The organism is Parafrankia colletiae (genome assembly GCF_001854655.1).
In the GTDB taxonomy this organism is placed as follows: Bacteria; Actinomycetota; Actinomycetes; order Frankiales; family Frankiaceae; genus Parafrankia; species Parafrankia colletiae.
Window position 1 is genome coordinate 76,283 of sequence record NZ_MBLM01000133.1, and the last position, 13,027, is coordinate 89,309.

Sequence of the window (13,027 nt, forward strand, 5' to 3'; positions counted from 1 at the left end):
AGACCTCGTTTGCGCTGCTCCGATCATCCAAGTAGTCTTGATCTCAAGAAATATTTGGGAGTGTAGGGCGTGGGAGAAGGTGGCGGTCGTGGTGCGTGAGGTTATTTCGCTTGTTAATGTCTGGTGCGACAATGCGGGGCGTCACGACAAGGACCAGGTAGCGGCGACGAGGACGGCTGCGCTCGCCTACGACGGGCGATTCGTGCGGCTGGACCTGTGTGACGAGTGCTGCGACGAGATGGCGTCCGTTCTCGGTGAGTACGCCGGATACGGCGAGGCCACTCCCATCTCCCGCGCGGCGAAGATTGACACCGCCTGGACGGAGGTGGAGAAGAACGACGCCGTGTCGGCTCCTCCTCCCCCGAAGCGGGCAGCCACCAGGCGCGCGCCCGCCGCCTCGGCCAGGGAGCGTCGCCAGCGGGAGACCGCGGCCTCGGGCGAGGCAGCCGGAGACGAGGCCGGAGCGCTCGCCGCCGCGGGCTCGCCGTCCCCGAAGGGGCCGTGAGCCCCCGCCCGCCTATGCAGGCTCCCCGGTCAACTGGGGCAGGTACCAGTCCCGGTAGGAGGCGACCAGCCTCGCCGGGGCCGGGCCCGGGCCCGGGTTCGCACCGAGCGCGCTCCACAGGCGGGTGGTGTCGAACCAGCGGGTCTCGCCGAAGAGGCGAAGCGCCTGCGCGCCGATGCCGGCGGGGAGCAGGTCCAGGGCCTCGGCCCGGCTGACCCGCGCGGCCGCTGGCGGAAGCGGTTGCCCGACGCTCTCGGCCAGCGCGATCATCAGGTCCCGCACCCGGGCCGGCTCAGGGTGGTCGGCGTGGTACACCACGCCCGGTTCGAGATCCCGCTCGCCGGTGGCGACATCGGTCAGAACCGCGGCGAGCCGGTCCACCGTCGTGCAGGACAGCAGCGCCTCACCACCGTCGATCCACGCATCCAGATACCGGGTCAGCTGCCAGAGGCTGGGCAGGAACCAGACGTCACCGACACCCATGATGTACATGGGGCGAAACACTGTCCCGCCGGCGGCGAGCACCTCGCCCTCGGCCGCCAGCCGCGTCCGGCTGGTCGGTGAGACGGGCACGGGCCGCTGGTCCTCCGTGACCCGGAGATGAGGGCCGTCACCGTGCACGGCCGCGGTGCTGACATGCAGGACGCGGCGCACTCCCGCTTCGCGTGCCTGTCGCATCAGTTCCGCTGTGCCGCGGTGGTTCACCGCCTCGCAGGCCTCCTCGTCGCCACCGATCAGGACGGCCGCGTGCACCACCGTGTCGATCCCGTCGCACAGCCCGCGCAGGCTGTCCGGATCCGCCAGGTCGGCCTGGACGCACGTGAGGTGCGCACCCGTGGTGGCGGGTGGCCGGCGGTGGGTGACGGCCCGCACCTGCCCGGCCCGTCCTCGCCGGACCAGTTCGCGGGCCACGGCGCCGCCGATGAACCCACCGGCGCCGGTGAGCAGGATTTTCTTCTCCACGCGTCTTTCTCCCTTCGTGGTCACCAGGAGATGTCGACCGTCCCGACGGCCAGGCTCTGGACGGTCAGTCCCAGGTAGAACCAGGCCAGGAACCCCATCCCCAGGGCCGCCGGCCAGACCGTCGCGCCGGCGGCCCGAAAACGGCGCGCACCCATCCACACGAAGCCGAGGGCGGTGAGCGGCAGCCAGGCCGCCGGCAGTGCCGGTCCGGAGACCTCCCACGGCCGCAGGACCACCGGGTCGATCAGCACCGCCGCGAGGGCCGTTCCGATGGTCAGGGCGGCGGCGCCCCGGGCACCCACGACATTGGAGTAGAGATGCGCGCCCGGCGCGGGCCGTCGGCTGGTCTTCCGGGCGAACTCGAAGTGCAGGAACACGCAGGCGAACATCGAGATCAGGGCGGGGGCCGACCAGCGCGGTCCCGCGCCGGTCTCGTCCAGGAAGAAGAGCCAGATCTGGACGCTGAGCATGAGCTGGACGGGATAGCTGACCAACAGGTTCAGGAAGAGGCCGTCGCGTACGCGGGTCGAGAGGCGGTCCAGCGGCACCAGAAGGCAGATATAGCCCAGATCGACGACGAGGACCACCGTCGCGGCCGGGTGCGACCAGGCGTTGAGGGCGAGGACCAGAACCACGACCGCCGCCATGGCGATCCGCAGCTCCAGAACGCTGACGGCGCCGCGGGGCAGCGGCCGTCCCGGATTGTGCACCCGGTCGTACTCGAGGTCCTTCTGCTCGTCCACGATCCGGCCGAACAGCAGCATCAGCCAGACGGTGGCGACCTCGGCCGCCAGCGACAGGTCGAGCCGCCAGGCCGGTGCCTCGGGCGTGGCGAGATGCAGCGCGCCGGAGAGCGCCAGCACCCACAGCACCGCATAGGTCAGGTACACCCGCAGCGGAGAGCGTTCGTGGACGAACGCCAGGAGGCGTCCGGCCGAGTGCGCTCGGCCGTCGCCTGCGAGGTCGTCGCGTTCGAGGTCGGTGGTCGGACCGCTCACCCCGCCTCCTCCAGGACGACCACGGTCCCGGCGGCGCCGTCCATCTCGACGAGCGCACCGTCAGGGATGCGGGTGGTGGCATGCGGCAGCGACACGATGGTGGGGATGCCGAACCTGCGGCCTGTGATCGCCGTGTGCGAGAGCATCGTGCCCCGCTCGACGATGATTCCCCGGGCGGACAGCATCAGGAACAGCCACCCGGGATCGGTCTCCCGGGCGACCAGGATCTTCCCCTCGTCCGCGGCTCCCACCTGGTGGGGGTCGAGGACCAGTTTGACGACCCCCCGGACCTTGCCGCCGCTCGAGCCCAGGCCGCGCAGCTCGCGGCCGTCCGGTCCGCGTTCGGCGGGCGACGGCAGCATGTCGCGGACGGCGCCGACCGTCGCGAACAGCATGGGCAGCTCGGCCTGTTCGCGGTCGCTCTCGGCCCGGCGCACGGCGACCAGCCCGCGCAGGTCCCCAGTGACCCCGGTCCCGTCGAAGAAGCCGAAGACCTCGTCCTGCGTGAGGTGGAAAACGTCGTCGGTCGTGTCCAGCACGCCCCGGTCGGCCAGCGCCCGGCCCAGCGCGACGAAGGTCTCCTTCGCGAGGCCGAACAGCTCACTGCGGCAGTACCGGGAGTTCTCGCGGAAGTAGATGTACTGCCGCTGCCGCGCGAGCAGGTACCGCAGGGCCCGGAGCTGGACGGGCCGCCCGGCCAGGTGCCCGGCCAGCGTCCGTTCGGCCGCGGCCCGGGTGCGGCGTTCCCGGCCGCGCAGCTCGTCCACCGTCATGCCCGCCCGCGCGTAGTCGGCGAGCTGGCGCAGGAACTCGGCCGGGCGGGTCCGGGGGTTGGGCTGTTCCAGCTTGAGCTCCTCCAGGCCCCGGTCGCCGTAGAGGTCGAGGTGCCGGCTGATCCGGCGGTGCAGGTCCCCGCCGTCCTCGCCGTCCTCGCCGTACCCGCCGGCCGCCAGGGTCTCCCACACCTCGTCGACGGGTTTGTGTTCCAGGTCCTCGGCCAGGCCGGGGGTGGCACGCACCCGCTCCGCGCAGGCGACCGCGGAGACCAGGATGGTGACGCTGCGGTTCTCCTCGCCGCCGCAGAGGAGGTCACTGAGCAGGCCCTGCTCCGCCGCCGGCAACCAGCTCTGGAACCGTCCCGCCGCCACCCCGGCTGTCACGGTGAGCATCACGTCGTTGAGAAGCGTCACCCCCCACTGCTCGCCGACCTCCCGCCACAGCGCGCGGAACTGTCGCACCAGCTGCAGCGGCTGCGGGTCCGTGAGCGCCGTGGCGCGGTAGCGGGTGTGGGCGTCGGCCCACCACGTCTCGAACCGCTCCATGCTCCGGGCGTGCCGGACGGCCGCCCCCAGGACCCGGGCCGCCGACGAGGCCAGCTCCGGCAGGTGGGACGCGCTCAGATCGAGCCGGTCGTGGTGGGCGTCCGGGCTGGAGGTCTCCAGGCCCATCATGCGTTCCCACGGCCGCCGCCACAGCGCGAAGTGCGGGGTCTGGCGATGCAGCCGGTACCAGGAGTCCAGCGCGTAGTAGACCCGGTTGTCGAACAGGCCGATCATGCCCGCGAGGTCGTCACCGTGCCGGTCGAGGGAGGCGGCCGGGACACCCATCCGCCGGTACACGTCACGGAAGATCGCCTCGTAGAAGTACTGGGCGAACGAGTAGGTGAGTGCGGTGGTGGTCCCCGAGAAGCTCTCGGTGATGTTGGCGTTGCTCCAGATCCGCTGGTGATCCCAGTCGAGCACCACCGGCCGGGCCTGGAGCAGATGCACCATCCCGTCCGCGGTGACGGTGCCCTCGATGTCCTGCGGACGTCCGAACAGCTCCTCGACCTGGGATCCGAGGCGGAGAACCTCCCGGATCCGGGCGTCGCTGAGCGCGGGGAGGTCCCGCTCCCGTTCCGGTACCGGCAACGGCACCGGGCCCGCACCGGGGYCGTCCGGGCCGAGGCCCATCCGCCGCTCCTTTCGCACCACCTCCGACCGGATCTCGCCACTGGCGCCGTCGACGAAGAAGTGGTCGACCGCGACGCGTTCCTGCACGACGCCCTCGCCGATGCCGAGACCCGCGGCGAGGACGGGGTTGCGCAGCCCGGTCTGGGGATCGCAGGTGAAGAGCACGAACGAGCGCTCACCGAGGGCCATCCGCTGCACCCCGACGCTCACCGCGAACGCCGTCGGGCTGTCGCCGCGCGCGTGTCGGTAGAGCATCGCGTCGGCGTTGAACCCGGACGCCCAGCACTGCCGAACCCGGTCCAGGAGGTGCCCCATCGGGACGTAGAGGAAGCTGTCGCTGATGCCGGCGAAGGCGTCGTCGGTGGAGTCCTCCGTGCCTGCGCCGGCGCGACCCACCATCGAGGCACGTACCGCCACGGTGCCGTCCCGCCCGAAGCTGTCCTCGAAGGTGCGCAGCAGGGCATCCGCCAGGCCCGTGGGCAGCGGTGCGCCGAGCACCGCCTGGCGAAGCACCTCCGCCTGTTCGGACAGCCGCGCCCGGTCGGTGAAGTCGAGGTGGCGCACCGCGCCCTCGATCTCCTGGCGCAGTGGCTCCACCACCGCGGTGAAGGCGGCGGCCGAGAGGCAGAAGAACGGGGGAACGGGCAGACCCGCACGGGCCATCCGAGCCTGCCGGGCGAACTTGGGCCCGACGTCCGCCTCCCGGAGCAGGTGCTCCCCTCTGGTCAGGACGAAGCGGGCCGGTCCCGACCCGGCCGGTCCGGATCTGGCTGGTCCGGATCTGGCTGGTCCGGATCTGGCTGGTCCGGATCCGGCCGGCCCCTTTGCCCGCGGGATCGAGCGCATGTCAGTCACCACACATGGGGAATCAGGCGACGGCGTCCCGAGGCGTACTCCGGGTAGCCGTCGATGGCGAAGAGGAGACGTTCCTCGATCAGGATGCGGACGATGATCGACGGTACGAGCAGGACGACCAGCGCGGCGACGCTGAGCGGATTGAGGAAGAAGAGCACGAAGCCGGTGTTCGCCAGGATCATGCCCGCGTACGCCGGATGGCGTATCCACCTGTACACACCGCCCTGCACGACCTCGTGGTCGCCGAGGGCTCGAACGCTGTGCGAGTAGAACCGCCCGAGGCTGTGGATGGCCACCAGCCGCAGGGTTATGCCGCCGAGGAACAGCAGCGTGGTCGCCAGCATCCAGAGGTGCAGGTCGTGCCGGTCGTTCGCGCCGAATGTGGCGCCGATGACCGTGACGGCCCGGGCCGTCCCGTAGAACTGGAGTGTCCCGCGGTCCGTCGGCCGCTCGTCCTGCTGCGAACTGCTCACCGTTATCCGGCTCTCCAGCACAATCCAGCACAGGTGGATGAGATAGAGGGCCGCGGCCAGGCGGTGCGCCGGCTCGTCCCACTGCAGCAGCTCCCGCACGATCGCGTAGACCAGCGCCGGCGCCGCGAGAATCATGAGCAGCAGCGGAAACCTTCGCGCGAGCATCAGCACCACGTCGTCAGCTCGGCCGCGCGGACAGATTCGCCACGGTCTCCTGGACGGCTCGCGTCGCCTGCATACGCTCCGCGCGCTCGAGCGTCCTCTCCCGGTAGGCGGCGAATTCCATGGTGCTGACCACCGTCGCCCGGCCGCCCTGACAGAGGGACACCGTCGCCTGGAAGCGCGACTGGTTCGGCCGGTGCCTGCCGGCCTGGCTGATCTCGCATTCGAGCAGCACGGGCAGCGGAAAGAGGAATCCCCGGAACTCGGTGTTGCAGCTGTGCACGACCCACTGGTACCCGCCCCCGGTCGTCCGRCCGTCGAGCTGCCGCTCGGCGCTGACGCGGGCCATCTGCCGGGTGGCCTCCATCACCACCATGCCGGGGATGTGCCGGCCCGTGGCGTGGTCGAGAACCAGCTCGTTGTCGTTGTCGATGTAAAGGCCGGCCTGGTAACGGCCCGCACCGACCTGCCGGACGTCGCAGACCAGAACATTGCGCTGGCTGTCCTTGTGTACTTCGTGCCGGCCGGCGAGGGAAAGATCCGTGTCGTTGCCCAGCGATCGCTCGACCGTCGAGTCCAGGTTCCGGCGTTTCAGTTCCCGCTGCAGGTGGTCTGTCTCGTACCGGCCGATGCCCTGACCCGTCACGATCTTCAGCCGCGTGGGCGGCGAGGCGTCGTACCTTCCCCGCTCGACGGACGCGAGGAAGTCGGAGTATCGAATGAGACCCTCTCGGTCGTCACCAGAAGGGGTGAGACGGTCACCTACGAGTACTACCAGTTCGTGGGGTGAATCCGCGGGCGACGGTCCATGCATGTGTTCTCCATCTTTCATGTCGCGACAGTCGTGGGACTGCGGTCCGGTGGAACTCGTCCGGTCGTTCGGCCGTCTGTTGGTGCAGGGCTGATCCGAATGAATGCGGGATCAGCGAAAGCCGCCCAGGGGTCTGCGCGCGAAACGAGCCGGCAGACCGTACCGACCGAGAGGGCGAGGGCGGTTCTCGTGCCGCCGGTGACCGGCGACGGGTAACAGACAACGGGCGACAGGCGACCCGGCGTTGCAGTTCTGTTCGTTCAAGCGTGCGTGTTCTGATGGTCGCCGTTCACCTGGGAGCCGCGCAACCGACGGATGGCGGCCGTTCGCCGTGGTACTCCCGCCGAGCGGTGGCCGTCGCCCCGGGCCTCGCCCACTCGTGGCGGGTGTGCGGATGCCGGACTTCAGGACGCAGGTCGAGGACCTGTCCCGTCGAGGATCGGCCCGCCGGCCCGCCCGGAGCGGGGGGCGACGACAAACCAGCACGCGGAATTGTGCGGCGACGGACGTGACCGGCCCGAGGCCACCCTCATTGGTTGCTCGCGAGCAATAGTTCGGGAGTTCTGCCGCCCCGTCCGGTACCCTTTTCTGATCGGTCACGGACGCTTCGCTGCGCCGTCATGTAGGTGGACCGCCATGGTGGCGGACGGGCGCTGAGGCTGGCTGTCGACCGGAAAGCGTCGCGTTTGTCACCACACGGAGTGTTGCCCGCCGGGACGGCCTAGGTTGGCGCACATGGACATCCTCATCGGGCAGCTGTCGACACGCGACGAGGACGCTAAAAGGGTCCTGAGTATAATCTCCTACTTCGACTCCCTCACGAAGCAGGCAGCTGCGGTTTCGAAGATCGTGCAAGGAGCGGCAAAGATCGCCCGATGCGCCGCGGGTATGTACGACGTCGAACGGGGCCGGCTGCTGCGCTCCGATCCGGCGGGTAACCTGACCACTCTCGACGGGCCGTTCTCCGGCCCTCTTCATACCGAGATCGAAGATGGCGCGTCGGTGTGGCTCGAAAGAACCGATGATCCTGAGCCACTGGACATGTTGCTCATGGAGAGGTTTGCCGCCGCCGTTCGAGCGGCGATCACACGTGGTGCGCAGAGCAGATCGCTGGAAGATGCTTCCGGCCTGGTGGAGATCGCGCTCGCGGAAAGCACCGGAGAGATCGACCGGCTGCGGGCACTTCGCATGCTCGGRTTCAGGTCGGATCGCGACATCCGGGTGCTGGCGACTCTCGCGGCGGAGACGGACAGCATGAATCCCTACATCGGGGTCCTGCGCCGGGCCGGCTCCGTCGCGCAGTGGGCCGTGGTGGGGGAGACGGCCGTCCTGCTGGTCAGCGCGGATGCGAGGGCACTGTCGTCGGCGCCCTTCTCCCGCCTCGGCGTGGGACCTGCCCTGCCGCCGTTGCGGGCGGCGAGTTCCCTCGGCTGTGCCCGGGTCGCGCTGCGGTTCGCCGTCGAGCGACCGCACCGTGATCACATCGTCTACTGGGACGACCTCAGCGGGCTCGCGTTGATCGCGTCGCACGTTCCCGCCCACGAGGTGGTGGGTCTGCCGGACGTCCAGGCGATGATCCGGCTGTCCTCGTCGGCGCGCGGGCGCGACATGATCGCCTCGATCGAGTCGCTGCTGGCCGAAGGATCCCTCCGGCGGGCCGCTGCGGCCAGTCACCTGCACCACAGCTCGACCGCGGCCCGGATCAGGCGCGCCGAGTCCCTGTTGGGCTTCGGGCTCGACAGCCCGATCGGCCGGGCCCGTGCGGTGATGGCCCTGTGGCTGATGCGGCTGGTGGCGGGTGACGTCAACCACGGACTACGGTTGGACGCCTCCTGACCTCACGGTCGGCGCCGACGTCGGCCGGGCATCCGGGTATCCGGGCACCCGGGCACCTTCAGTGGGCGCCGGCGAGGTTGACCACGATGACCCCCGCGATGATCAGGGCCACGCCGAGGAGTTTCGCCGCGGTGAGTGGCTCGTGCAGGAACAGAGCGCCGATCAGGACGATCAGCGTGGTCCCCAGCCCCGACCAGATCGCGTACCCGATGCCGACCTGCAGCCCGCGTTCGATGGCCAGGGACAGTGCTAGGAACGCCACTCCGTAGGTGGCGAGGCAGGCGACGGTCGGCCACAGGCGGGAGAAGCCCGCGGTGCTCTTCAGCAGACTGGTCGCCACCACCTCCGACACGATCGCGACCATCAGCAGCAGATACCGCACCCGCACCACCCATCCCCCGCGTCATCGGCCGGACCAGCCGTGTCGCTCCAGGTTCGGGTACGGCGCGGTCCGGCCTCGCGAGGGCCCTCGCTGCCGGAGTGTCCGTGGGTCRCCGCCCGGCTGTTTCAGCGCAGGTGGGTGCGGAACCAGGCGGTGACCGTCTCGTCGACGAGCCGGGCGAGAGGTGTCTGCGGCGCCGGTTCCACTCCGGGCTGCTCGGCGAGCGGGTGGTCCAGGCCGGGAATCGTCTCCAGGCGGATCCGCTCCGGCCCGCTGCTCGCGCTGCTCGCGCTGCTCCCGCCGCTCCGGGAGCCTGCATGGCCCAGGGCTGCCACGAGCTCGGCCGCGTCGACCCGGCTGCGTGGGTAGTCGTGTTCACCGCTGACCACCAGCAGCGCTGGCGCGGGGTCCCGGGCGCCGATCAGGGCGGCGTGTGCCACGAAGTCCAGTTCGTCGGCGCTCGCCCGCGCCTGCTCGCCCCAGGGGTAGGAGGTGCCGTGCGCCGCGCTGAAGACCTCGACCGCCGTGCGGGCCCGGATGGCCGGGTTCACCAGCGCGACGGCCGCGACGTCCACCTGCACGCGGGCCAGCACGTTCAGCGCGACGGTCCCGCCGAGCGAGCCGCCGACGACCCCGATCGGCCCGTCGCCGCAGGGGAACCGTTCCCGCAGCATCTCGAGCGCGGCGGGGAACTCCTCGGTCGCCTGCCGGACCACCGGGCCGACGTACCGCATCATCGGATCCGTCTGCGCGGCCTCGTACGCACCCGGTACCGGACGCCGCCCCACCAGCGGCATCCCGAGGTAGACCCGCCAGGCGTGCACCCCGGCCAGCGGAAGCGCGGCGGCGAACGCCGCGTCCGAGCGCGGGGCGTCCATCATGTGCCAGGCGACGATCAGCGGCGCGGGCCCGCGGCCCTGGTCCTGGGCGCTCGCCGACGGCGGCAGCGCCGTGAAGGGAACGCCGGCCGCCCAGCCGACGACGGGCTCGGTCAACGGTGTGCTCATGGCATGCGAACCTAGGACCGGATCACGTGCGGCGTGCCGTTCGCCTGCCGAGAGCAGAGGATGTCTGCCCTCGGCAGATCGGCGCCGGCCAGCTGCGACTGCCCGTGTCTCACTGTGGCTGACTGGGTGCGATCAGCGACGTGCGTGGATGCTGACGGCGTAGCCGGCGGTGCCGGCGCGGCCCGCGGCCTCGTCGAAGGCGGCGCCGTCCCAGGTCGCGAGCCGCCGCTGGAGCGTCAGGCCGGCGGCGTGGCACCAGGCGTCGTAGTCCGCCAGGCCGAACGGGGCTTCCGGGAGTGGCAGGTGCGCCGCGTCGAGACCGAATCCGGCGAGGAGAAGGCCACCCGGAGCCAACCGCTGCGCCAGCCCACGCACCACGGAGGCCTCCGTCCCGGGCGCCACCAGCGGGATCACGTTTCCGGCCGCGACGATCAGGTCGAAGGGCCCGTCGATGGCGGCGGGAGCGGGGAGTGCGCGAGGCCCGTCGTGCCCGGCCGGGCGGTCGAGGGCCGCAAGGTCCGCGTGGATCCAGGCCACCGCCGTCGAGCGAGCAGTGGCGGCATCGAGCATCGACCGGTCGTTGTCCACACCGACGCAGTGGTAGCCCGACTCGGCCAGCCGGACAGCCACCCGCCCCGTGCCGCATCCGGCGTCGAGAACCCGGGAACCGGGCGGCACCAGGGAGGCACACAGGGTCGCCTCGCCGTGGACGTCGGTTCCCTGGGCCGCGAGCTGGTCGAACCGGGCCGCATAGCGCTGCCCCGACGCACGACCCGCCACCGACGACCATCGACTCGGTCCGGCTGAGCTCGTCCTGTCCGAGTCCATCAGACGCCTCCGGTGGGGGCTGTCGCCTTCAGGCGACGGGGGAATCCGGTACGGACCGTAACTGTGAGACCACTCGTGTTGATATGGTCGTGTGTGTGGGGCGGCAGGTGACTGCGGGGGCGGGTGGGGTCCGTGACCTCAGCTGCCGCGTGGTGTGGTGCCCCAGGTATCGGCGGGCTGTCCTGGCCGGCCTGGTCCGTGACCGGTTGGATTCCCTGCTTCGCGAGAAGTGTGCTGAGCATGACTGGCTGGTCATGGCGCTGGAGATCGAGCCCGACCACGTGCATCTGTTCGTGAAAGCTCATCCGAAGCACGCCCCGTCGTACATCGCCAACCAGCTCAAGGGCTTCACGTCCCACGTGCTGCGTGCGGAGTTTCCGCACCTGCGGTCCCGGCTGCCGACCCTGTGGTCCCGGTCGTACTTCGTCGCCACGGTCGGCGCGGTCTGCGCCGATACGGTGCGGCGGTACATCGACATGCGGAACGAGCGGCCGTGGCGTAGGGCGGTGACGTGGTGAGACGGGCCTTCAGGTTCCAGCTTCGCCCGACGGCCCGCCAGGTGGCCGCGCTGACGGCGATGCTTGACGACCACCGGGCGCTCTACAACGCCGCGCTGCAGGAACGGCGCGACGCCTGGCGGCACCCGTCGAGGACCTCGGTCCGCTATACCGCGCAGGCCGGGCAGCTCTCCGAGATCCGAGCGTTCGACCCGGACCAGGCGCGCTGGTCGTACTCGTCTCAGCAGGCCACTCTGCGTCGCCTTGACAAGGCGATGGTCGCCTTCTTCCGCCGCGTCAGGGCCGGGCAGACACCGGGCTATCCGCGGTTCAAAGGGCGGAACCGGTTCGACACCGTCGAGTGGCCGAAGGACGGCGACGGCTGCCGTTGGGACAGCGACCCGTACCACCCGACCCGGACCCGGGTCCGGCTCCAGGGCGTCGGCCACCTCAAGGTCAACCAGCACCGGCCGGTACGCGGCACCGTCAAGACGGTCTCCGTCCGGCGGGAGGGCCGCCGCTGGTATGTCGTCGTGTCCTGCGACGACGTACCAGCCGAACCGCTGCCCGCGACAGGCTCGGTGGTCGGTGTCGACCTGGGCGTGGCTTCCCTCGCGACCACCTCCGACGGCGTTCACTACGCAAACCCCCGGTTCGCCGAGCGGGCGGCGGGCCGGCTGGCCGCCGCGCAGCGCGACCTGGCGTGTAAGGAACGCGGGTCGAAACGGCGCCGTAAGGCGGTCGCCCGGGTCGCGGGCCGGCACCGGGCCGTTGCCCGGCAGCGCCTCGACCTCGCGCACAAGACCGCGCTCGGGCTGATTCGTGACCATGACCTGATCGCTGTCGAGGCGCTCAACGTCGGGGGTATGACCCGACGTGCCAGAGCCAGGCCCGATCCCGACGCGCCGGGTGCGTTCCTGCCGAACGGGCAGAGGGCCAAGTCCGGGCTGAACAGAAACATTCTCGATGCGGGCTGGGGGGTGTTTCTCAACGTTCTGCACGCCAAGGCTGAAAGCGCCGGGCGGGTCGTCGTGGAGGTCAATCCCGCCAACACCTCCCGCACCTGCGCCGTCTGCGGCCACTGTGCCGCGGAGAACCGCAGGACCCAGGCCGCGTTCGTCTGTATGGCGTGCGGACACACCGCGCACGCCGACGTCAACGCGGCTGCCAACATCCTCCGGGTCGGGCTGGCCCGTCAGGCCGCACAAGGAGCCTGAGAAGCCGGCGGCTTCAGCCGTCGGAGTAGTCACCTCCCAGCTATACCTCAGAGGTTGATGAGGCGGGGGGCGTGGYSSTGSKKGCGGATGTGGGTGCCGGCCTGGCGGGTGAGGTCGCGGGTGCTGCCGAGGAGTCCGTCGAGGGTGAGGGCGCGGCGGAGGTGGTGGTGGAAGTCGTGTTCGGCGGTGAAGCCGATGCCGGCGAGGACCTGTTGGCAGTGGCGGGCGGTGTCGAGGGCGGCTTTGCCGGCGGCTGCTTTGGCGAGSAGGGCGGCGAGGGGGTCCTCGGGGGTGGTGGTGGCGGCGTGCAGGGTTGCTTCGGCGCCGTCGAGGGCGACGAGGGTTTCGGCGAGGCGGTGGCGGACGGCCTGGAAGGTGGCGATGGGGCGGCCGAACTGGGTGCGGGTGAGGGCGTGTTCGCGGGCGAGGGTGAGCATGGTGCGGCCGGTGCCCAGCAGCCACCAGCCGAGGGCGCGGTGGCCGGCGGCGAGGGGGAGCTGCGGGTCGCCGGGGGTGGTGGTGTGCAGGGGGAGGGTGGGGT

13 protein-coding genes are annotated in these 13,027 nt (G+C 70.8%); 4 read left to right on the plus strand and 9 right to left on the minus strand.

The window, feature by feature from the left end; genetic code table 11:
- Positions 1-88 precede the first annotated feature (88 nt).
- Positions 89-505, plus strand: coding sequence for a hypothetical protein (locus CC117_RS22220; RefSeq protein ID WP_071087213.1), 417 nt, complete (start codon positions 89-91; stop codon positions 503-505).
- A 12-nt stretch (positions 506-517) separates the two neighbouring features.
- Here the strand turns inward: CC117_RS22220 and CC117_RS38195 are convergent, their stop codons facing one another.
- The 5 genes from CC117_RS38195 to CC117_RS22245 all read right to left on the minus strand — a co-directional run bounded on the left by CC117_RS38195 (position 518) and on the right by CC117_RS22245 (position 6,722).
- Positions 518-1,468 carry an NAD-dependent epimerase/dehydratase family protein gene (locus CC117_RS38195; RefSeq protein ID WP_071087215.1) on the minus strand — a complete coding sequence of 317 codons (951 nt, stop codon included), beginning with the start codon at positions 1,466-1,468 and terminating at the stop codon, positions 518-520.
- Between the two features lie 20 nt (positions 1,469-1,488).
- On the minus strand, positions 1,489-2,466 hold the full coding sequence (locus CC117_RS38200) for a UbiA prenyltransferase family protein (protein ID WP_071087217.1): 978 nt from the start codon (positions 2,464-2,466) through the stop codon (positions 1,489-1,491).
- Positions 2,463-5,147 carry a PEP/pyruvate-binding domain-containing protein gene (locus tag CC117_RS22235; protein WP_071087248.1) on the minus strand — a complete coding sequence of 895 codons (2,685 nt, stop codon included), beginning with the start codon at positions 5,145-5,147 and terminating at the stop codon, positions 2,463-2,465. Before CC117_RS22235 ends, CC117_RS38200 begins: the two co-directional genes overlap by 4 nt.
- Positions 5,148-5,269: 122 nt before the next feature.
- Positions 5,270-5,911: a methyltransferase family protein gene (locus CC117_RS22240; RefSeq protein WP_071087250.1), complete on the minus strand. Its 642-nt coding sequence runs from the start codon at positions 5,909-5,911 to the stop codon at positions 5,270-5,272.
- 13 nt (positions 5,912-5,924) lie between these two features.
- Positions 5,925-6,722 carry an AfsA-related hotdog domain-containing protein gene (locus tag CC117_RS22245; RefSeq protein WP_157905439.1) on the minus strand — a complete coding sequence of 266 codons (798 nt, stop codon included), beginning with the start codon at positions 6,720-6,722 and terminating at the stop codon, positions 5,925-5,927.
- 732 nt (positions 6,723-7,454) lie between these two features.
- Here CC117_RS22245 and CC117_RS22250 point away from each other — a divergent pair.
- On the plus strand, positions 7,455-8,555 hold the full coding sequence (locus tag CC117_RS22250) for a helix-turn-helix domain-containing protein (protein WP_084132567.1): 1,101 nt from the start codon (positions 7,455-7,457) through the stop codon (positions 8,553-8,555).
- 58 nt (positions 8,556-8,613) lie between these two features.
- Here CC117_RS22250 and CC117_RS22255 read toward each other — a convergent pair whose 3' ends face one another.
- The 3 genes from CC117_RS22255 to CC117_RS22265 form a co-directional block, all read right to left on the minus strand.
- Positions 8,614-8,937, minus strand: a complete 324-nt coding sequence (locus CC117_RS22255; protein WP_084132580.1) for a DMT family transporter — start codon at positions 8,935-8,937, stop codon at positions 8,614-8,616.
- 125 nt (positions 8,938-9,062) lie between these two features.
- Entirely contained in the window at positions 9,063-9,944 is an 882-nt protein-coding gene (locus CC117_RS22260; RefSeq protein WP_071087223.1) for an alpha/beta hydrolase family protein, read from the minus strand.
- Between the two features lie 132 nt (positions 9,945-10,076).
- Positions 10,077-10,724 carry a class I SAM-dependent DNA methyltransferase gene (locus tag CC117_RS22265; RefSeq protein WP_071087225.1) on the minus strand — a complete coding sequence of 216 codons (648 nt, stop codon included), beginning with the start codon at positions 10,722-10,724 and terminating at the stop codon, positions 10,077-10,079.
- 131 nt (positions 10,725-10,855) lie between these two features.
- Between CC117_RS22265 and tnpA the strand changes: the two genes are divergently transcribed.
- Together tnpA and CC117_RS22275 are read left to right on the plus strand one after the other, a co-directional pair.
- Positions 10,856-11,290: an IS200/IS605 family transposase gene (gene tnpA, locus CC117_RS22270; RefSeq protein ID WP_241830318.1), complete on the plus strand. Its 435-nt coding sequence runs from the start codon at positions 10,856-10,858 to the stop codon at positions 11,288-11,290.
- Positions 11,287-12,486, plus strand: a complete 1,200-nt coding sequence (locus tag CC117_RS22275; RefSeq protein ID WP_071087256.1) for an RNA-guided endonuclease InsQ/TnpB family protein — start codon at positions 11,287-11,289, stop codon at positions 12,484-12,486. Before tnpA ends, CC117_RS22275 begins: the two co-directional genes overlap by 4 nt.
- 47 nt (positions 12,487-12,533) lie before the next feature.
- On the opposite strand, the gene CC117_RS22280 is transcribed toward CC117_RS22275, so the two are convergent.
- On the minus strand, positions 12,534-13,027 hold a 494-nt coding region (locus CC117_RS22280), incomplete at its 5' end, for an acyl-CoA dehydrogenase family protein (protein ID WP_256385402.1).

Coding starts and splice junctions, on each gene's coding strand:
- CC117_RS22240 (WP_071087250.1), bottom strand. CDS start 5,911: ATGCTCGCGCGAAGGTTTCCGCTGCTGCTCATGATTCTCGCGGCGCCG.
- CC117_RS22260 (WP_071087223.1), bottom strand. CDS start 9,944: ATGAGCACACCGTTGACCGAGCCCGTCGTCGGCTGGGCGGCCGGCGTT.
- tnpA (WP_241830318.1), top strand. CDS start 10,856: ATGGTCGTGTGTGTGGGGCGGCAGGTGACTGCGGGGGCGGGTGGGGTC.